Source organism: Catenulispora sp. MAP12-49, from assembly GCF_041262705.1.
In the GTDB taxonomy this organism is placed as follows: domain Bacteria; phylum Actinomycetota; class Actinomycetes; order Streptomycetales; family Catenulisporaceae; genus Catenulispora.
This window is the reverse complement of sequence record NZ_JBGCCP010000038.1, coordinates 48,670-68,329: the sequence shown is the minus strand read 5'-3', so window position 1 is coordinate 68,329 and position 19,660 is coordinate 48,670. Positions and strand designations below refer to the sequence as shown.

At 68.2% G+C, this 19,660-nt stretch carries 16 protein-coding genes; 9 read left to right on the top strand and 7 right to left on the bottom strand.

Going from position 1 to position 19,660, the window contains the following annotated elements:
* Nucleotides 1-75: 75 nt before the first annotated feature.
* Nucleotides 76-2,691 (top strand): cell wall-binding repeat-containing protein, encoded by a 2,616-nt coding sequence (locus ABIA35_RS41130; RefSeq protein WP_370361538.1) that lies wholly within the window; start codon nt 76-78, stop codon nt 2,689-2,691.
* 505 nt (nt 2,692-3,196) lie between these two features.
* Here ABIA35_RS41130 and ABIA35_RS41125 read toward each other — a convergent pair.
* A complete protein-coding gene (locus tag ABIA35_RS41125; protein WP_370361537.1) occupies nt 3,197-4,294 on the bottom strand; it encodes an integrase core domain-containing protein in 1,098 nt (365 codons plus the stop codon).
* 209 nt (nt 4,295-4,503) lie between these two features.
* Between ABIA35_RS41125 and ABIA35_RS41120 the strand changes: the two genes are divergently transcribed.
* Nucleotides 4,504-4,950 (top strand): hypothetical protein, encoded by a 447-nt coding sequence (locus ABIA35_RS41120; RefSeq protein ID WP_370361536.1) that lies wholly within the window; start codon nt 4,504-4,506, stop codon nt 4,948-4,950.
* A gap of 238 nt (nt 4,951-5,188) precedes the next feature.
* Here ABIA35_RS41120 and ABIA35_RS41115 read toward each other — a convergent pair whose 3' ends face one another.
* Both ABIA35_RS41115 and ABIA35_RS41110 read right to left on the bottom strand, forming a co-directional pair.
* Complete coding sequence (locus tag ABIA35_RS41115; protein ID WP_370345557.1) at nt 5,189-6,160, bottom strand: DUF4185 domain-containing protein; 972 nt, start codon at nt 6,158-6,160, stop codon at nt 5,189-5,191.
* A 482-nt stretch (nt 6,161-6,642) separates the two neighbouring features.
* Entirely contained in the window at nt 6,643-6,792 is a 150-nt protein-coding gene (locus ABIA35_RS41110; protein WP_370345555.1) for a hypothetical protein, read from the bottom strand.
* An 86-nt stretch (nt 6,793-6,878) separates the two neighbouring features.
* Here ABIA35_RS41110 and ABIA35_RS41105 point away from each other — a divergent pair, with 86 nt between their 5' ends.
* A complete protein-coding gene (locus tag ABIA35_RS41105) occupies nt 6,879-7,160 on the top strand; it encodes a hypothetical protein (protein WP_370361535.1) in 282 nt (93 codons plus the stop codon).
* Nucleotides 7,161-7,388: 228 nt separating this feature from the next.
* The gene (locus ABIA35_RS41100) at nt 7,389-9,059 is read left to right on the top strand and encodes a hypothetical protein (RefSeq protein ID WP_370361533.1); all 1,671 of its coding nucleotides are present in this window, start codon (nt 7,389-7,391) and stop codon (nt 9,057-9,059) included.
* A 94-nt stretch (nt 9,060-9,153) separates the two neighbouring features.
* Here ABIA35_RS41100 and ABIA35_RS41095 read toward each other — a convergent pair whose 3' ends face one another.
* The gene (locus tag ABIA35_RS41095) at nt 9,154-10,110 is read right to left on the bottom strand and encodes an MBL fold metallo-hydrolase (RefSeq protein WP_370345549.1); all 957 of its coding nucleotides are present in this window, start codon (nt 10,108-10,110) and stop codon (nt 9,154-9,156) included.
* A gap of 613 nt (nt 10,111-10,723) precedes the next feature.
* Here ABIA35_RS41095 and ABIA35_RS41090 point away from each other — a divergent pair.
* The 4 genes from ABIA35_RS41090 (at nt 10,724) to ABIA35_RS41075 (ending at nt 14,891) form a co-directional block, all read left to right on the top strand.
* Nucleotides 10,724-11,854 (top strand): hypothetical protein, encoded by a 1,131-nt coding sequence (locus ABIA35_RS41090; protein ID WP_370361532.1) that lies wholly within the window; start codon nt 10,724-10,726, stop codon nt 11,852-11,854.
* 155 nt (nt 11,855-12,009) lie between these two features.
* Nucleotides 12,010-12,486: a hypothetical protein gene (locus ABIA35_RS41085; RefSeq protein ID WP_370361531.1), complete on the top strand. Its 477-nt coding sequence runs from the start codon at nt 12,010-12,012 to the stop codon at nt 12,484-12,486.
* A gap of 100 nt (nt 12,487-12,586) precedes the next feature.
* Nucleotides 12,587-13,735, top strand: coding sequence for a hypothetical protein (locus tag ABIA35_RS41080; protein ID WP_370345543.1), 1,149 nt, complete (start codon nt 12,587-12,589; stop codon nt 13,733-13,735).
* 112 nt (nt 13,736-13,847) lie between these two features.
* Complete coding sequence (locus tag ABIA35_RS41075) at nt 13,848-14,891, top strand: alpha/beta fold hydrolase (RefSeq protein WP_370345541.1); 1,044 nt, start codon at nt 13,848-13,850, stop codon at nt 14,889-14,891.
* A gap of 14 nt (nt 14,892-14,905) precedes the next feature.
* Here the strand turns inward: ABIA35_RS41075 and ABIA35_RS41070 are convergent, their stop codons facing one another.
* The 3 genes from ABIA35_RS41070 to ABIA35_RS41060 are packed head-to-tail and all read right to left on the bottom strand — an operon-like array spanning nt 14,906 to nt 18,805.
* Nucleotides 14,906-15,325: a hypothetical protein gene (locus ABIA35_RS41070; protein WP_370345539.1), complete on the bottom strand. Its 420-nt coding sequence runs from the start codon at nt 15,323-15,325 to the stop codon at nt 14,906-14,908.
* On the bottom strand, nt 15,318-17,753 hold the full coding sequence (locus tag ABIA35_RS41065; protein WP_370345537.1) for a polymorphic toxin-type HINT domain-containing protein: 2,436 nt from the start codon (nt 17,751-17,753) through the stop codon (nt 15,318-15,320). The genes ABIA35_RS41070 and ABIA35_RS41065 overlap by 8 nt, the downstream gene beginning before the upstream one ends.
* Before the next feature lie 2 nt (nt 17,754-17,755).
* Complete coding sequence (locus ABIA35_RS41060) at nt 17,756-18,805, bottom strand: sensor domain-containing protein (protein WP_370345535.1); 1,050 nt, start codon at nt 18,803-18,805, stop codon at nt 17,756-17,758.
* Nucleotides 18,806-18,957: 152 nt separating this feature from the next.
* On the opposite strand from ABIA35_RS41060, the gene ABIA35_RS41055 reads away from it, so the two are divergent.
* The gene (locus ABIA35_RS41055) at nt 18,958-19,392 is read left to right on the top strand and encodes a cupin domain-containing protein (protein WP_370345533.1); all 435 of its coding nucleotides are present in this window, start codon (nt 18,958-18,960) and stop codon (nt 19,390-19,392) included.
* The last annotated feature ends 268 nt before the right edge of the window (nt 19,393-19,660 follow it).

The following is a 19,660-nucleotide window of genomic DNA, read 5'->3' as shown; positions in this document are numbered from 1 at the left end:
CGAGACTCGTCGTGGCTTATCAGGGTGGGGTCACGGTCTACGGGGGTCGGTATGCGCGCACGCCGGATCACAACCATGTCGATATCAGCGCTCTCTATTGCGGCGCTGGGCGTGCCGATGGCGGCTGCCGCCGACGCCGATACGGCCGCGCCGGTGACGCTTCGCGTCGGTTTCGCCGGGACGTGCTCCGACGCCGCGCCGCGCGCCGACGGTGCTCTGTACTGCACGCTCGCCGGCGCGACCGCCGCCGCCCAGCCCGGCGACTCGGTGCTGGTCGGTGAACTCGGAGCGACGGACAAGATCGCCGGCTCGGGCGCACCGGGCAAACCGATCACCGTCTTCAGCCACTACGCCGACCAGACCTTCACCGACAACAGCTGGCAGACCGTGGTGAGCGTCACCGGGCAGCACGACGTCGTGGTCCGTGACATCCGGCTGGGCGGCCTGGACGCTTCCGGCTCGTCGGCGCTGACCGTGAACCACGTCCTGGTCACGCCGCTGAACTCCGCCGCCGACAACCGCTTGGCTCCCTTCGGGATACGGCTTTCCGCGACGACCGACTCGACCGTCACCGACAGCCACGTCGACGCCGACAACACCGATGGCAACAACCTGGCCGTGGGCATCCTCGTCGAGAACGGGTCGGACCGCACGACGGTCAGCGGCACGATCCTCGGCGATGTCTACGGCACCGGCATCCAGGTCACCGACTCGAAAGACGTGCGCCTCGTCTCGGACACGGCCGCCGGCAACATCGCCGACGTCGTCCTGTCCGGAGCCTCTACCGGCGCCGTGGTCGAGAACGATATCTTCGCCGACGGCGGTCCCCAACCGGCCCTCACCGTGGCCGTCACGGCGATCGCCAACACTCTGGTGGGACACAACCTCTTTGGCAGCGCTGGTCGGACGACGTCGGTTCTTTGGGGAACCAGCGTCTACGCGACCGGCCAGGCTTTCGACAGCGCGCTTCTGGGGTCGGCGGACCTGGACGGTGCGGCGCAGCTCGACACCTCCAACGACCCGGATTGGCCGGCCACGCCTCAGGAGTACTTCGTCGCGCCTTCCTACCGGCTGACCTGGAACTCCCCGGCCATCGACTCGGCCGACGCGGCCGCCCCGGGTGAGCCGGCCGTCGACCGGGTCGACGACCCCGACGTGGCGGACACCGGATCCGGATCGGTCGGCTACGCCGACCGCGGCGCCCGCGAGTTCACGGGCATGCAGACCAGGCCGTTCACCGCCACCGCATCACTGGGCCTGTCACCGCAGAACTACTTGGACGCCACCGTGCACACCGACGGGATGTTCCAGTGGTCCGGCCCGGTGTCAGCCCTTTATTCCTACGGTGACGGTTCCGCCACGACGAGTCAGAGCACTCACCACTACCCCGCAGCCGGGACCTACCACGGCACCGTGACGTTCACCGGCCAGAAGGGTGAGACGGCGACAGCGGAGTTCACCGCTTCCCCGGCCCCCACCAAGGTGACGCCGATGGTGTCGTCCTTCCAGCCGAACGCCAATGATCCGCACTTGATCACGATCAGCGCTTCCGGGGGCCCGGGCGCGACATACGACTTCGAATTCGGCGACGGGCAATCGGACAAGAACAACTACGCCGGATACTCCGACCACTACTACGCGGCATCCGGCACCTACACCGTCACCGTCACGGTCCGCGACCAGAACGGATGGACAGGCACCGCGTCCACGCAGGTGACCGTCACCATCCCCGGCCAGACGCCACCGCCACCGCCGCCGGCCGGTGCGGGCGGGACCGTCACCCGCGTAGGCGGCCGGGACCGCTACGAGACCGCGATCGACGCCTCACTCCGCCAGTTCCCCGGCGGCACCGCGAAGGCGGTCGTCCTGGCCCGCGGCGACGCGTTCGCCGACGCGCTGGCCGGCGGACCGCTGGCCGCACACGTCGGCGGCCCCCTGCTGCTGACCGACCCCAAGGACCTCGGCACGCCTACCGCGGCGGAGATCGATCGGGTGCTCGGCCACGACCATTCCCGCACCGTCTACCTTCTGGGCGGGGAGTCGGCGATCAGCCCGGCGGTTGAGAAGCAGGTGCGTGCGCTCGGCTACCGGATCGTCCGCTACGGTGGCGCGAGCCGGTTCGACACCGCTCTGAAGATCGCGCAGGACGGCATGGGCGCCACGGCCACGGTCGTGGTGGCCCGCGGCGACGACTTCGCCGACGCGCTGGCGGCCGGACCGCTCGCGGCGAACCGCGGCGCCGTACTGGTGCTCTCGGACAAGAACCGCATGGATCCAGCCACGGCTGCCTTCGTGCAGGCCCACCAGACCGTGATCGCGGTCGGCGGGCCGGCTTGGGACGCCGTGGCGAAGCAGGTCCCTGCCAGGGGCAAGCAGATCGAGACCGCCGTCGGCAACGACCGGTACGCCACAGCGGCGAACACCGTGCAGCTTTTCCATTTGAGCGCTGTGACTCTGTTCGGTGTGGCGACCGGGACGACTTTCCCGGACGCCCTGTCCGGCGGCGCGCTGATGGCCGCCGCTGGCCAGCCGCTGCTGCTCACGGACCCGAACGCGCTGCCGGCCGACACCGCCCGCGAGCTGACCGTCGACGGGAAGCGCAAGGCGAACGTCACCCTGTTCGGCGGGCAGGCGGCGATCTTCGACTCCGTCGAGGAGCAGATCGCCGCATTGGTAGAGCTGCACCCCTGACGACGCCTCGGGGTGGTCGAGCGATCAGGGCTGGTCGAAGAACCCGGGCAACGCGACCTCTGCGTTCCGCCCCGACGCCGTGATCTTGCCGGTCTCGCAGTACGGCTTGTGTCCGCGGGCCCATAGGCCACAAGTAGCGCCGCCTTGGGTGTCAGCGATATCAGACGCTCGGCTTCGCGTGCGGGGAGCGGCTCGCCGGGCCTCACTTTCCCAGTAGGGTGAGGTGCTGACCGGCCGGGGCTGGCGGCGGCCGACGCGTTCGTCAAGATCGGCGGCGGCCGGCACCCGATCTCCACCGCTGAGTGCGCCGCCTTGCCAGAGCTGCGCCGACCGCAGCCGAGGACGTCCTGGAGTAGCTGGAGGACAGGGCGTGCTGACAGCGTATCCGGACCGCCGGTCCACAACCCGGCCGACCTCGGCTTCGGACGACTCAGGACCCTACGTTCCCGACATCGCTCGCTGGACCGCGCGACCCTGCGCCTGCCGATAATGTCGTTCAGGCTGGTCAGGCTGCGTGTTGGTATTCGTGGACGATGCCGCCGAGTCGGTCGTGTCGGCGGATGTCGAGGTCGGTGATGTGCTGTGGATCGGTGATCGGCGCGGGGACGGCACGTAGTGGCGCGGCCTGCTGTATCGCTTGGTGAGCGCGGTTGTGGTTGTAGTGCGTTTCGTATTCGTGCAGGGCGCGTAGTAGGTGACGTTGGTTCCAGATCAAGGTGCGGTCCAGCAGCTCACGGCGGCAGGTCTGCACCCACCGCTCCATGACCGAGTTCATCCGCGGCATGCGGATCCCGCTGAGCACGACCTGGACCCCAGCTTGTGCGAGGATCTCGTCGAACAGCGGTGGGAACTTCGCGTCGCGGTCCCGGATCAGATACTCAGCTGTGGCTCCGGCTTCTTCCAGATTCATGACCAGGTTCCGCGCCGCTTGGGTGACCCAGGCGGCGGTGGGATGGGCCGTGGTGCCCAGCACGCGGACCCGCCGGGTGGCATGCTCGATGACGGCCAGGATGTACTGGCGCTGTCCGGTCAGGGTGACTGTCTCGATGAAGTCGCACGCCAGCAGCGCGTCGGCCTGGCTGCGCAGGAACGCAGCCCAACTGGTGGCGTCGCGCTCAGGTGCCGGGTTGATGCCCTCATCCTTGAGGATCTCCCAGACGGTCGAGGCGGCAACCTTGATACCCAGCATCGCCAACTCCCCGTGCACGCGGCGATAGCCCCAACTCGGATTGTCCCGGACCAGGCGCAGCACCAGCCGCCGGATCGAAGCGACCGTTCTCGGGCGTCCACGGTGCTTGGGCCGGGAGGTTTTCGCATGGCGTCGGTGCATCAGATCGCGATGCCATCGCAGGACGGTGTCCGGGCTGACCATCAATGGCAGCCGGCGCAACGAGGCACGAGATAGGAGCTGCAGCAGCGCTGCGAGAAAGGCCCGGTCCTCGGGGGCAAACCTGGCCCGTGCCGGACTGAGTTGACGGTGCAGAACCGCAAGCTGATGACGCAGGGCCAGGATCTCTGCATCCTTATCACGGTCGCTCATCGGCAGCAGCCGCAGCGCGGCGAAGGCGTTGGTCACGGCCAGATAAGTCAAACGCAGCAGCATGACCGGCCATCATGCCCGAGACTCCGCCGAGAGCACAGCACATGATTTCGATGCTGGGTCGACCGTCTCCGCACTAAGCTGCATATGCTTTTGACCTGCACGGATGGGTATTCGGCAGGCGCAGCCGCCGCTACCGTTCACGAAAATCTTGCCAGAACCGCGTTTTCGACCAGGACAGGCTGGACCATCCGACCGGGTAAGGAAGCCTCATGCATTCCATGAAGCACGCTGCCGCACGACTGGCAATCAGCGCCCTGATCGGGATGGTGCTGCCTGTGACCGTGCCGCTCACCGCGCGGGCGGCCGCCGCCGGTCCGATCACCGTCAACCTTACTGTCGACCCGCCCACGACCACGGTCGGAGGGCAGGTGACGCTCACGGCGACGCTCACCAACAACACCTCGTCGGTGACCTCCGGGGCGCTCGGGATCCAGAACCCCGGCTGGGCCAACCAGCACATCACGTCGGTGAGCGCCGGTTGCCGCAACGTGATCAAGACCATCTACTGCGGCAATCCACAGCTCCAGCCCGGTGCCGCCATAACGCTCAAAGTCACGTTCGCGACCACTGCCACCGGGACGGACGACTTCACGGCCTACGGGCGGATCACGAACGTGAATGACGAATACGCCTACGGGACACTGACGGTCTCTTAGAGCGGATACCACCGGCGCGAGGGCGCGGCCCCCGATCGACGGGGACCGCCGTCCACCTCATGACCGCCGTTGCAGAGCTCCGCCGCTTCCAATCCGATGGTCGCAGCTCGAATCCTGCCGGGGGCACTTCCTGACCAGGCCTTCAGCCATCAGCGCGCGGAAGGACAATCGCTATGTGCGACACCTGGGCACCCGATGATGGACTCCACTCGCACACGGTCCCCCCACCGGTCGGCCCTCAGGGGAGGTTGATCGTCGAGTGGAACAGGTAAGTCTGATAGGTGTGCCAGTCCGATCCGTAGAAGTAGAGGTCCGTCCCCGTCGAGCGGGGGTCGATCATCGGGGCGTAGATCGTCCGGACGCTGTCCGGCAGGACCGTCTGCGGGGACGACCACGGCCCGGTGGGGCAGGTGGAGTACCGCAGGACCGTCGAGCCGTTCGAGGTGTCGTTGTCGTCGTTGTACATCGCCACCCACCGGTTCACCGAGGGAAGGTACTGGGCCGACATCTCTCCGGCGGGCCCGGCGAAAACCGCCTCGGCCGATGACTCCGTCGAGGACCACCCGGTCCCGGTCCAGTACCGGTACGCCTCCTTGTCCAGGATGGCCGCGTCGGGCACCTGCATCAGGTAGACGTCACCGTGCCGCTCCGAGGGGGTGGAGTAGACGTACACGTACCCGTCCGGTCCCTCGGCCAGAGCCTGCTGCTGGAACTTCTCGGTGTACGAGGAGTCGTTCATCCAGACAGCGGTGTCCACCCGGTGCCAGGTGATTCCGCCGTCGTCCGACTCCGCGATGCCGTTGGCCCGCGTCTGCTCCTGGCCGGTGTGGCCCAGCGGGAAGCTGATGTACTTCAGGTAGTCCTTGCCGTTGACGTGGATGCCGCCGGACGGCACGATTCCGTCCTCGGAGCTGGAGATGGCAGGCAGGATCGCCTGCCGGTTCCCGGACGGGGTGTCGGTCCCGTCGGCGAACCCTGTGTACTGAAATTCCGTGCAGAGATCCCCGGTGGTGTCCCACCCGAGGGCGTTGGGCTGCCAGTCCGTCCCGGTCGGCCCGCCGAAGCCGGGGACGGCCGAGCTGTAGTTGTCACCGAAGACGTGGAACACCGAGACGCCGTCGGACCACGCCACCCCGAGGTCCGCGCCGTCTATTCCCCACCGTGCGGACAGGGGTCCGGTGATCTGCTGGACCTGCGTGGCTTGGGTCACGACCGGGCCGGTGCCGCCACCCCCACCTCCGCAGGAAGTGCTCGTCGAGGTGCTCCTGGGGGCGTGCGCCGCCCGGGCGCCAGGAAACGCCCCCGAGTCGGCGGACCCCACAAGGATCACCGCTGATGCGGTTACCGCCGCCGCGAATCGGCGTTTCACCTGTTGCTACCTCCGGTCTGCTGGAGCCGAGAGGTCACGAAAACTGCGGGATCTTGTTCGGCGTGGGTGCCGCAGCCCGGCGGTGGCGTGGTCGGTTTCGTTAGGGCTGTGGCCAGCACGGTGAGCCTTGATGTTGGGCTGCCGAATATGTCGAGACGCACGGTGGCTTCATGGACTGGGAATGGAGCAATACTGACACAGTCAGGGACAGGATTGGCCGACATTCGGTATCAAACAGGGAAGAACGTCTCCCGCTCCTCCCCTCGAAGGCGACGAACAGAGCCGTGGTCCGCCGCCCTTCAGGCATCGGGCGGGCCGAAGGCTCAGCCGACGATGCCGGGCACGGCCGCTTCGATCAGGTGGGGGCCGGGTTCGGCGATGGCAGACGCAAGTGCCGCCGTGAGCTGTTCGTCGTCCCGGACCCGGACCGAGGGCACGCCCAGCCCGCCTGTCCTGGTCAGAAACTCGGCCAACAGCCTGACCTCGGGTGATCCCGTGGCATGATCGAGCTCTGTGGCCGTCGGGCTCTGTGGCCGTCGGTTTGTTCTACCGGATCCTCGTGAACCTCCTATCCCGGCTGGCGTTGCTGGCCCGATCGCAGGCATCGAAGAACGCCGAGATACTGGTGTTACGCCAGGAAGTAGCGGTGCTGCGCCGGACGAACCCGAACCCGAACCCGAACCCGAGGCTGGGCTGGACCGACCGTGCGGTGCTCGCGGCGCTGTTCAAGCTCCTGCCCCAGGCACTGCGCGGTCGCCGGATCGTCACTCCGGGCATGCTGCTTCGCTGGCATCGGCGTCTGGTGAGTAGCGTCCACTCACTCCGGCGTAATCCCTGGTAGCCAGACGTGTAACGAAGTCCGCGCCTCGTGCGCCTCTTTAGTGGCGAGAAGGTGGCATCTCGTTGTGGTCCGGCCCCGCCCCCTGTTTCCTTCGAAACGGTGGTCAGCGGGGCCGGACTTGTGTGGCACACATTGGGCGCGCTGCGGTCCGGGGAGGAAAGCGTGCGCTCGAACAAGACTGGTCACGGTGCTTGGGTGCGGATCGGCGTCTTTGCCGTGTCCACGGCCATGACGATTGGACTCACCGGCTGCTCAGGTGGCGGCCACGGCCACGGCCACGGCTCCGGCTTGGCGGCCGGCCACACTGTGCCGACCGAAGCCTTCGGAACCGTCAAGACGCAGAGCGATGGCGGGGCATCGGGGTGGCGGCCGCCAGCGTCCACGGGCTCTCCGTCCTGGACTTTTGCCATCGAGGCGACGTTCACTCAGGCCCCGGCGGAGTTCGCGCATCCACCGAGGTGGTCGCTGCCGATCACACTGTCGCGCACCAGGCTTGCCGGATTCGGGAATCCGATCCTTGCCACCGGAACCGCGACCACTGCCTTCGACGTGATGGCCGACCAGGCCAAGGTGGGGATGGTCGCCGTGATCGGGAATGTGGTGGCCGTTCCGTCGTTCGGCGCTCCGGCCGGGACGGTGCCCTCGACGCCGCCGACGCTGAGCGTGGAACTCCTGGACAGCACCGCCGGCAAGGCACTCGCGACAGTCCCCATCCCCGACGCCATCGGCTACTACGGGATGGACGTCGTCACCATCGGCAGTCAGAGCGCGGTGGAGGTCCGCTACGAGCCGAAGCCCACGGGAGCCAACACCCCGCAGTTCGCATCGATTCTGCTCGACCAGACCGGAAACCGGTTGTGGAGCAGCGCCGGGGAGCAACTCGCCGGACCGGCGACGTATGACAACGGCCTGGTCGGCGACCAGAACACGGGCATCGTTCACGAGGGCGGATTCGTCGAGCGGGTCGCCGATCCCGATCCGCTCGATACCCGGCATACGAAGTCGGCGGTGTCAGTCCTCGACCTGACCGGCCGGACGGTGTTGACGGTCCAGAACACCACTCCCGGCAAGCCCGGCAGCACCCAAGGGCTGGAACTGGTGGGCGGATACGCAGTGGAGGCTTCATCTAACGCCTCCTCGAATCCGTCCGGCGTCTCCACTCCCAGCCCCATTCGTTTCACCGTGTACGACCTGCCCCACGGCGCAAAGAAAGTCGCCACTTTCATCCAGCCGATGGACTCGGTCGCTGTGCAGTCCGGCGGCTGGCGTCATGTTCTCGCGGCGTGCGGAGACCGGCTGCTGATGCAGTGGCCGCAGATATCGCAGTCGTACTCCGCCGGCACCAGCAGCGCCGACCTCGCGGTGCTGGATCTGGCCACGGGCCGGATCACGGCGCCGGTCGCCGTCCCCTCCGACGTGGTCGGCACCACCCTGATCCCGGCACTCAAGGCCATTAGCGCTCAGGACTGCTCGACCGTGTTGGTCAGCGGCACCATGGGGGTCAGTCGCAAGGTCGCGGTCGCTGTCGACTGGGCCACCGGGAGGGCGCTGTGGCAGCACCTGGGGCCGGCCACGATCGGTACCGTGACGCCAGAGCCGTCATTCCTGCCGTTGGTACTGCACGGTGACGTCGTCTATGGCCTGCAGAACGCCATCTCCGGAGACCAGGTGACCGCCCTCGGCCTGGCCGACGGCCAGTTGCGCGGCACCAGTCCGGGCCTGAACCCGGTAGCTTTCACGGCTGACGGCGCGCCGGTGTTCATCCAGTACGACCACGGGACGCCGCCAGCACCGACTCCTCGACCGACTCCCAGCACCCGGTTGAACCTCCCGCCTGTCACGATGCCGGCACCCGATCTCTATCCGATCACGGTGTGGGTCGGCGCGACGGACGGCTGATCGCCATGCCTCAAGGCTGATTGGTCGTACAGCACAGACGGACAACGAGCCTGTTGCTGTGCGGGCCTTGGTGGCCGACGTCTCATCGCCTCCCTCAAGCCAGACAGCGCAGCGGCTTTCCGCCGTTGAACGCCACCATGTCGATCAGCGCCGCTGGGAGGTCGATCTCGGCGCCAGGCTCCGCGCCGGCCGATTCCGCGTACGCTCGGTGCAGATTCCCCACCAGGCGCTCGGAATCGGTCCGGTCGGCGTACTCGCCGAGGCCGATCTCCCGTGCCGCTTCCAACGGCGTCAGACCGGCGGCCAGACCCTGCTCCGCCACCGCTTTGACATAACGCAGGTAGCCGAGCACGTCGTCGACCGCCTCGGGTCCGCACACCGGACCGTGGCCCGGCACGATCGTGCGCGCGCCGAGCGGCTTGATCTGCTCCTCCAGTACCCGGATCGCGCCCTCGACCGAGCCCATCAGCACGAACGGGGTACCGCCGTTGAAGACCAGGTCGCCGGCGATCAGCAGCGAGTGCTGCGGGATCCACACGTAACTGTCGCTGACGGTGTGCGCCGCGCTCCCCACGTTGACCACCTCGCACCGGAGGTCGTCGACGTGGACGGTGATCCGGTCCCGGAAGGTCACCGACGGCGGCTCCAGTTCCAGGTCGCCCCAGGGCACGTCGCCCCACACCGCGGCGTGTGCCGGACCCGGCAGCCCGGCCTCGATCAGGGCCTCGCGCATCCGCTCGTGCCCGATCACCGTCGCCGGGGCCAGCAGCCGGTTGCCGTGGGTGTGGTCGCCGTGGTGGTGGGTGTTGATCAGAGTTCTGATGGGCTGGTCGGTGACCGCTCGCACGGCTGCGAGATAGCCGCGGGTGCGCGCGGCGGTGGCACACGTGTCCACACTGACCACGCCGTGCCGGCCCACCAGGAAGGCGGTGTTGTTGATCCACCACGAGCCGTCCGGCTGCACGTAGCCGTACACGCCGTCGGCCAGTTCGACCGTCGTGGCGGGCCCCAGCGGATCACCCTCGTGGGAGTGGTGGATCGTGCTGCTCATGCGAGCTTCCCTCCTTGCGTGCGCAGGTCGTCCCAAGACAACTGTCCGGCCTTTTCGCCGACGACATGACCAGGGCCAGACCGCATGATATGCGGAGATTGCGAGCGGCGTGCACGGGCGGCGCAAACGATTTGATCAGCCGCGCACTGGCCGCGCAACTGGTCTCTTCGACGATGCCGGGCATCATCCGGCCCAGTTTCACAGCCAATGGCCGAATATCGGTGTAGGACAGGCGGGAGCAGCGGGAGCAGCTGACCTGACAGCGGGAGCAGGGCACGCCCCGCCCGCCTCCGCGAGCTGTCGCAGGACCCTGCGCACCGGATGGCGGTGCCCCATCGGGCAATCGGGTCTGCCCTTGGCTCCCCAGAACCTGGCACTGCGGGAGGTGCCGCTCGTTCTGTGTCCGCTTATAGGCTGCGTCAGCGTCAGCAATTCACGACCGTGCACAGTGCAGCGAGGGAGTGGCAGCGTGCCGACACGCGAAAATCCGGAACGGTCGGGGCCGGCTGCGGCTGCTGCGACTCGGAGGACGGCCGCGGTGTCCGGGCCGTTTACCCGTCCCGATGTTCTTCAGGGCCTGGCCGCCGGGGTCTCCTCGGGGGATCCCGCCACTGTGACCAGTCACGCGGCGATGGCCTCGGGGCTCACCGCGATGCAGGGGCGGTTGGGGAACGCGGCGGTCGTCCAGATGCTCCGCCTCGGTCAGGGGGCGTCGCGGGTGGGCGTTTCGGGCACTTCGGTCGTTCAGCGGGCGCCGCAGGAAAGGCCCGAACGGGAAGTCTCGTCGCGGGCGGCTCGCCGTCTGCGGCTCGGCGGGTCCGCGATCAGGCACGTCAAACGCCAGATTGCGGATGCGGGAAACCAGTGGGAGGCGCTGGTCGACACCGAGTTCAACTCCTACTTGCGCATGCTGGTCATGCGGCAAAAGGCCTTCTGGGACACCTCTAAGCTGCGGAGGCGTCCCGACTCCGCCACGTTGACCGCCGCGAAGGCGGCGCATGCGCACGGCGGCAACTGCGGTGAGCACGCTGACATCGCCTACGCCTACCTGCGCGCGCACGGCGAGGGTCAGTACATCCGAAGTATCTCGGTCAAGGACTTCGACCACGCGTGGGTCCTCATCGGCAAGGACGACGAGCCGGACAGCGAGTGGGTCGCTGTGGACGCGTGGCCGACCAGTCCGCGCGCGTGCCTGTGGGACGACCACTTCGCCTACACCGCCAACCGTGCTCGCATCGAGACCAACAAGGCCATGGTTGCCGACGGCAAGGACAGCGTCGAGCACGTGCGGAGCCAGATCAAGCTCACCGATGCCGGCAAGGACGTGATCAGGTTCGACCTGCACAGGTTCGCCGGAGGCGGCTGGAATGCGCTTGTCGAGGATCTGCAGCACTACGGGATCGAGCTGGAGGGTGAGGAGGTCACGAGCACGCAGGTCCTCGAAGCGCTTCGGCAAGTCGCCGCCTGGAGCCTGCGCGACGTCGACGGTTGGAGTCGGCGCAAGGTGGAGCTGTGGTGCGCGAGCCAGATAGATCCGGCCGTGCTGGGCAGGGTGTTGGGCAAGAAGAGATCCAGTCGCGGCAGGGTCGAGCGCGGCATGGAAGAGGCGGTGGAGGCCGGCCGGCTGGGGTGGACGTTCAACAACACCGACTCGACCGCGGATGACCATGACTTCACCTACTACGTGCAGAAGCCCGCGGACGCCGCCGCCGGTCATTCCTCCAGGAGGCGCAGTAGGCGCTGAAGCACGAGCGCGGACGCTGAAGTACGAACGGCTGTGGGCCGCCCGGAGGCGGCAGCCACGTTTTCGCCGTCTGATGACTTCGGCGACAATTGGTGAGAATCGGTGACTGTCGAGCAGTCGGCAATGGACCACAGAACGGATGAGCGCTGGTGAGCATGTCAAGATCCAGGCCGGAGCCGAGCTTCACGGACGGCCCCGCGATCTCCCCCTCGGGCCCGCTGTTCGACCGGCTCAACGAGGCGGCGCAGAGCGCACCGACCGGCCTGGTCCGGCTGCCGGTCGTGCTCCGCCTGGACCCCATGGGATTCGGGGTCGACTCGGCCGAGGTCGGAGTCGACGCCGAGACGCCAGCGGACCCCGCCGTGGACGGACGGACCATCCACCTGACACTGAACGACGGCGGAATGAGCGTCGCCCTGTCCGCCCAGGTCGAGAAGTACTGCGGCGAGGAGCAGGACGCCTGCGCGGTCTGGCTCGAGGGCCACTGGGGCCGGCCGGGCGAGGCCTTCCCGCAGCGGGGCCTCGACGAGCCGGACGGCGGCCTCCGGGTCCTGTTCTCGCCGTCCCGGGTCCTTGGCCTGGTAGAACCCGGCGCCTCGTCGCGGGAGACCCTGGCACAGGTCGAGAGCTGAGCGGTGACGAATGGCGGGAGCTGGCCGTCATAGCTGTCGCCGTGGTCTGAACCCAGGGCGCTATGTGAGAGGTTTGTAACCTCTGCGGCTATCTATGGGCATGACAAACATTGCTTCTGCCGGAGCCCGCTTCGGCCGCAGAATCACGCTCGCTGCCACCGCAGCCCTGACCGCCGGCGTCCTGCTCGCCTCGACCGCCTCGGCCGCCACGAGCCCGTGGACGATCGTGCCGAGCGCCAACGCCGGCACCACCACCAGCAACCAGTTCCATGGCGTGGCCATGGTCGACAGCACCCACGGGTTCGCCGTGGGCGGGGCCGGTCCGCAGGCCACGATCGAGAGCTGGAACGGCGTCGGGTGGACCCTGATGGCCACGTCGAAGCCGAACTTCGTGCTCAGCGGCGTGGCGGCGGTGTCGGCGACCGACGCCTGGGCGGTCGGCACGACCACGGCCACCGCCGACGGATCGCAGCGGACGCTGGCCGAGCACTTCGACGGCAGCGCCTGGACGGTCGTGCCCAGTCCCAGCATCGGCGTCAACAGCCGGCTCAACGCGGTCACCGCTCGGGCGGCGAACGACGTCTGGGCGGTCGGCCAGGACGGCGTCAACGAGGCGCAGCCGATCATCGAGCACTGGGACGGGACCTCGTGGTCGCTCGTGACCGGGGTGGCGCTGCCGACCGGCGCGACCGCGCTGCTCACCGGCGTCACCACCACCTCCGACGGCTCGGTGTGGGCGGTCGGCGCGGTCCAGACGCCGATCCAGCCCGAAGGGGTGGCCCGCACCGCGTTCGTCGAGCGGTTCTCCGGCGGCACCTGGAAGTCGCTGCCGGTCCCGGCGACCAACCCGTCGTTCAGCGTCACCCTGAACGCTGTGTCGGCCACCTCGGCGAGCGACGTGTGGGCGGTCGGCTCCCTGGGCGGCCATCCCCTGGCCGAGCACTGGGACGGCACCGCCTGGACCATCGTGCCCACCCCCGCGCTCAGCGGGTCGTTCGTCAACCTCAAGGGCGTGACCGCGGTCGCTCCGCACGACGCCTGGTTCGTCGGCGACCAGTCCTTCGGCACCGTCTCCATGCAGTCCGACGGCAGCACCACCACGGTCGTGCCGACGCCGAGTGGATCCGCGCGCGGTGACCTCTCGGCCGTCGCCTCCATCGGGCACACCCTGTTCGCGGTCGGATCCCAGACGAACGACGCGACGACCCTGCAGAGCCAGACCTTCGCTCTGACCAACCCGACCGGCTGATTCAACTCGCCCTGGCGACCAGGTCAGAACCGAGTGCAATCCAGGTGTGATCGCAACGCAAGGGCCTGCGACTACTTTGGCAGTGTTCTGACTGCGATCGAAGGAGCCGACGATGTCCTACCGGTGGCCTCTGGACCCGGCGAATCTGTTCGCCGAGCGCCGACCCCAGATGCTGAACCTCGGCCTGCCGGCCGGCGACGTCGATTCGGTTCGTACCGCGATCGTGGACATGTGGGCCGACGCTCCCGGCGGCTGGGTGTACGAATGGTCCGCACTGGCCGGCCGTTACGCCGCTGAAGGCCGCCACGATCTGGCCTACCTGGCCTATGGCTGGGCGAAGTTCCCTTGCCTGGCGGACGCCGCCAAGCGCGCTGCTCTGACCCATCAGATCCGCGAGTACGAGCTGGCATCGCCCGGCTTTCCCGTCCCGTTCTCCCGGCAGGTTCTGACCGTCGCATACGGCGACGGCACCACGGAGGTCCCTGTCCACCTGCTCGGCCAGCAGGGCCGCCCGGTCCTGCTGGCCTCCGGCGGTGTCGACTCCTGGAAGATGGACATCCACCCGCTGCTGGTCCAACTGGCGCAGCACGCCGACGTCCGGGTCATGGCCTTCGACCACGCGGGCACCGGTGAGTCGGACGTTCCGCTCACCGCCGAAGGCGGCATCCAGATCGTCCGCGGCCTCATCGAGCACGCCCGGACCGCCGGCAATGGCAAGGTCGGGCATTTCGGCTTCTCCATGGGCGGCTACTTCGCCGCCCACTCAGGCCTGGGCGGCGAGGTGGACGCCGCCGTGGACCTCGGCGGTCCGGTCGAGACCGGGTTCACCGCCGACAACCTCGAGCACCTGATGTTCGGAATGATCGACATCTTCGGGAACGCCGTGGGCCTGACCGAGAAGCCCGCGACCGACGACTTGATCGCGATGATGCAGAACTACTCGCTGCGTCCGCTGCTCGACAAGGACGCCAACGCCCCGATGCTGGTCGTCAACGGCGCTGACGACGTCCACGTCCCCGCCGCCGACACCCTGGTGTTCACCGGCCGCCGCGACACGGAAGTCCATCTGATCGAAGGCACCGGCCACGTCGCCGCGTCCAAGTTGGCCGAAGTCGTTCCGATCATCATCGACTGGCTGCGAATCCACCTTCACTGAGGTGCCTGACATGCTTACGGCGACGCGTCCTCCCCGCTGTCGATCGGCTTCCCCGGACTACCGCGCCACTCGAGGCTCTCCAACGCGTGCGCGATCTTCCGGCTCAGGAACCCGGACGGGTCCTCGTCGTAAAGCGCGTTCTCGCCCAGCCAGTGCTGTAAATCCGATTCGATCTCCTCGCCGTCCTTGATATAGCCCCCGTCGACCCCGGACGCTGAATGGCCGAAGCCCCCGTTGGTGTCCGTCACCAAATCAAAGCCGTGCACATACTGGAGGCCGTTCAGGATCATCGGATCTGCCGGGTCGAAGTCGGCATCCTCGACCCAGGTGGCCGCCCAGCGGTGCGCGCTCTCCCTGGACACCGACCCATCGATGACGCCCCTCCACTCGCGCGTCACCTGTTCCCTGGTCGGGTCTTCCGCCGGTTCAGCCATTGGGGGCGCTCCAGGTGCCGCTGTTGAGCCTGCCGTCGAGCTCTTTCTGGGTGAAGTTGGTCATGACTGTCGTGTAGTTGCCGTTGGGGTTCGACATGTCCCTCACGGCGACAGAGTAGTTTCCATTGCCGACGTCGAGGACCTTCACGATCTGCCCGCCCTTCTGGACGTACATCTCGCTGGTGGGGTCGTTCCAGATTTCGTCGCCGGATGCCCGCTCTGCCTCACGCAGCATGCCGTGGATGTCGCGGGTCGCCGTTCCCCCGGTGGCTTCCTCCCACTGTTGGTCCAGGTCGGGCGTCTCGGGGTAGACGGGATCGCCGCCCATGCCGTCGCAGATGCAGGTGGGCTCGTGGCCGTCGATCCAGCCCCCGCAGTTGTGCACCAGTACCGGGGTGTGGCCCGTGACCACGTAGTACGTGTGCACGCCGTCGACCGTCAGGTCGTAGGTCACCATCGGCCCGATGTGCGGCCGAAGTCCCCGCACCACCACGGCCTGGCCCGAGCTGCTCTGCAGGCGGGAGCCAGGCGCCAACGACCCCGCGTTGACGAACCCTGCCGTGGTCGCGTCGTAGAACGGGTGGTCGCGGGTGCTGGTGATCGTTTCGACGCCTTGCGGCGTCGCGACGAGCACGTCCACGAAGTCCGCGTCCGTCGTCGTGACGTGCACCCGGTCCACCGTGTGGACTTCGTTCCCGCCACCGGGCTGGGCGTTCTCGATCCGGTCGCCGGCTCGGACCTCGGCGATCGGTTCGGTGGTGCCGTTCGCCATCAGGACCCGCGTGTCGCCGGCGAAGCTGTGGCAGGGGTTGTCGAGTTGGGTATCGAAGTACTCGACTTCGTCCTTGGCGAACGTCTCCGTGGCCTGCCCTGGATTCCGAAGACCGAGGTCGGAGAACCGGAGGATCGGCTTTCCGTCCGCGCCCAGCTCCGGGTTCCCCGCGGCGTCCATCGGGACGTCGCCGAAGGTCGGGTTGCCGTTCGCGTCCGTGATCTTCGGCGAGTACTCCAGGTCGAACTGCGACGCCTCGTCGCTGAGCCCCTGGTTGTCCAGATTCGACTGCAACTGGCTCACACTGACCGCGGGCCCCTGCGCCGCGGCGTTGGGCGTGCCGTTCCCCGGCGCCGGTCGTGGCGTGTCCCCGCCGACGTCCTCCGGCGGCGCCTTGGTCACGGGGTCGACGTGGTCGATGGTGACCTTCTCGCCGCCGACCTCGGCGGTCGCTTTCCCGCCCTTGCCGATCGCGTCGTCGAAGGCTTTCTGGCCGGGCGGCAGTTCCTTGCCGGCCGGCGGCTCGGGTTCGGTCACCGCGTAGTCGCCGTCGGCCTCCGGGACCAGGCCGTCGTACGTGGTCGTCGGGTTGAGGTGCGCGGCCTCGTCCGGCGGCAGGGAGCGCACCGCGTCCGGTGACAGTGTCACGCGCACCGGTGCCTGGGTGACCGGGCCGGCTGCCTCCGGTTCGGACGCGCCGCTGTCGCCCGGAGCCGGCTCGTAGGTCACGTCCGGTTCGGCCGAGTCGCCGCCGCTGATCGCGGGCTGGGACTGGTTCGTGTCCGGCGGGGCCTGGTCGGCCGCCGGGTCGGACGGGTCGCCGGCGGGATCCGAGGCGTCGCCGCCGGGCGCGTCCTCGTAGGGCGCGGTGTCCGGTTCCGAGGCGAGTTGCTGTTCGTACTCCGCGACGTCGCTGAGGATCTTCTGGCGCTCGGCGTCGAGGTCGGAGGCCTCGCTCTGCATCGACGTGACTTCGTCGTTGTGCTTCTGGACGTCGCCCTGCAGCTGGGTCTGCTGCGCCTGGATCGACGACTCGGTGTTCTGCAGGTTCGTCAGGCTGGACTGCAGCGAGTCCGCCTGGCTCTGCAAGGCCGCCTTGCGCTCGTCGAGGCTTGCCTTCTCCGCGTTGTACGCGTCGTACGCCGCCTGCTGGTCCGGCAGTTCGAAGACGTGCGGTTCGGCGTTGTGGGCGGCGATCTGGGTGTTGAGGTCGCTGATCTGGCTTTCCAGCGAGCCGGCCTGGCTCTCCAGGCTGGACTGCTTGCCGGTGACCTGGTTGGCCTGATTCTCCAGGTCCGACTCGCGCTGCGTGAGGGAGTCGGTCTCGGCCGAGACCTTCGCCGATTCGCTCTGCAGAGCCTGCGCCTTGGTGTTGTAGTCCGTGATCTCGGACTGGATTTGGGCCGAGCCGCCGCCGATCTGGTCCGGGACGTCCGGCGGCGCGGACGGGTCGGCGTCCTGGGACAGGTGCCAGGTGTAGACGGTGCTGGTCGGCGCGGCGCTCCGGTGCGGCACCACGGCGGCCCGCGCGGCGGGTCCGGAGACGACCGTGACGCCGGTCAGGCCGGCGGCGGCGAGCACCGCGACCAGGCGGCGCGTGCCGCGGTTGCGGCTGCGGCTGCGGCTGCGGCGAGGCGAAGGCGACTGTCCGGCCACGGCTACCCGCTCACCTTCGCCGCGAACTGGTCGGCGACTTGCGCCGCCGCGGCTTTGCCGTCGCCGCCCTCACAGACAGCGACCTGAAGCACGGCCTTGCCCTTGAGCCGGGCCTGGCGGTAGCACGCCCACCCGTTGCCGGCGTCCTGGGACGCGGTCCAGGCCAGGTGGTCGGAGGTGTTGGTGTCGACCGTGTAGTTCCACTTCACGGTGTTCTTGTTCTGGTCGGTCCGGGTCGCCGACGGGCAGCCGGCGACTCCCTTGGCCAGGCTCTGGAACACCGAACCGGACTGGTTCGCGTCGCCGTACTCACCGATTGTCTGCGTCACCGTGTAGTCGCCGGCGCCGGCCGAGTCCTGGTAGGTGGTGGAGTAGAAGACCGTCCAGCCCTTGGTGTATCCCGTGGCCGTGGCCGGGCCGATCGCCACCGCGCACGAGGCCGGGTCGGCGGTCAGCGCCGGCGGCGGCTGGTTCGCGGCGGAGCCGGATATGACGGTCGTGCCGACGGCCTTGCTGACGTCGTCCGGGGTCAGGATGCCGGCTTGGACCGTCCCGGCGACGACGTGCTGCGGGTTCACGGCGACCGGCGCCTTCTTCGCGCTGCTGGGCCACAGCGCGAAGGTGAGCCCGCAGCCGAGCACCACCACCGCGACCAGCCCGATGATCAACAGTCGACGACGGTCGCGGGGCGACGTGGGTATCTTGGGCGGCTGGAAGGGCTTGGTGGGTTGGGGCTGCGGCTGCAAGTGCGGCGGTGGCGGCGGTCCGTACGAGGGCGAGAACGGCCCCTGTTGCGGGGGCAGAGTCTGGTGTCCGCCTCCGGTGGACGACATGGCCGGACCGGGAGCGGGAGCGGGAGCCGGCTGCGGCTGCGGCCATGTCGGCGCGATGGCGGGCAACTGCTGTGTGGTGAGCGCAGAGGAATCCTTCTCCGCCGGCGTGACGACGTTCAGCCGCTGCGTCGTCAAGGCCGAGGTGTCGTCCCCCGCCGGCTTGTCCTGGCCACCGGTGTGTATGTGTTCTTCGTTCGGACCCTTGGACTCGCCTGCCATGTATCGGCTCCCCATGTCTTCTCTTCGCGTGTGCCTGAGCAGCAACTCAGCGTACTGTCTGTGAACACGGTCGTACATAACGTTGAGAACTTGCCGAGCTCTTATAAAGTGGTTGCGAACTCTGACGCTGATAGTGGGATAGGAGTACGCACGTGTCTGGAAGCCGTCGCTGGATCGCCGTCGCGACCACCGTCGCGGCAGTCCTGGTGCTGACCCCCGCGACGGCGAACGCCACGCCCGCTTACGGGGTGTCCGCAGTCGACCTTTACAAGACGACAGTGGGCGGCAAGGACTACGTCCTGCGGCAGATCACCGTGCAACCGGGCGGCAGCACCGGCTGGCACTGGCACGACGGCACCCTCTTCGCTTACGTCGAACACGGCACGCTGACCCACACCGACGCCGACTGCGTCACCACCGACACCTACACCGAAGGCGCCGCCTTCGTGGAGCCGAGCGGCGCCGACCACGTCCACATCGGCCGCAACCTGGGCGTGACTCCCCTCGTGCTCGACGTCTTGTACGTGGACCCCGTCGGCAGTCCGTATTCGGAGGACGCCCCTGACCCGGGATGCGGCTTCCAATAGACCGGTGCGCGACTCGCTTCGAATTCAGTGGCGGCGTCTTGGCGCTCGTCGGCCGCCCTGCCGACCGGACCGGGTGCGGGCCGACAAGGCGTACTGCTCGAAGGCTAACCGCCTCTACCCGCGCTGGCGGGTATCCGGGCCACGATTCCGTGCCACCTGGGCTCGTCGCCGAAATGACATGCCGCACCCGGCACAGTCGAAGACCGCGAGCGCAGGCTTGCGCTGCTCTTTGATCGCCCCGCAGTCGGCGCCTTCGGATCCCGGCCTA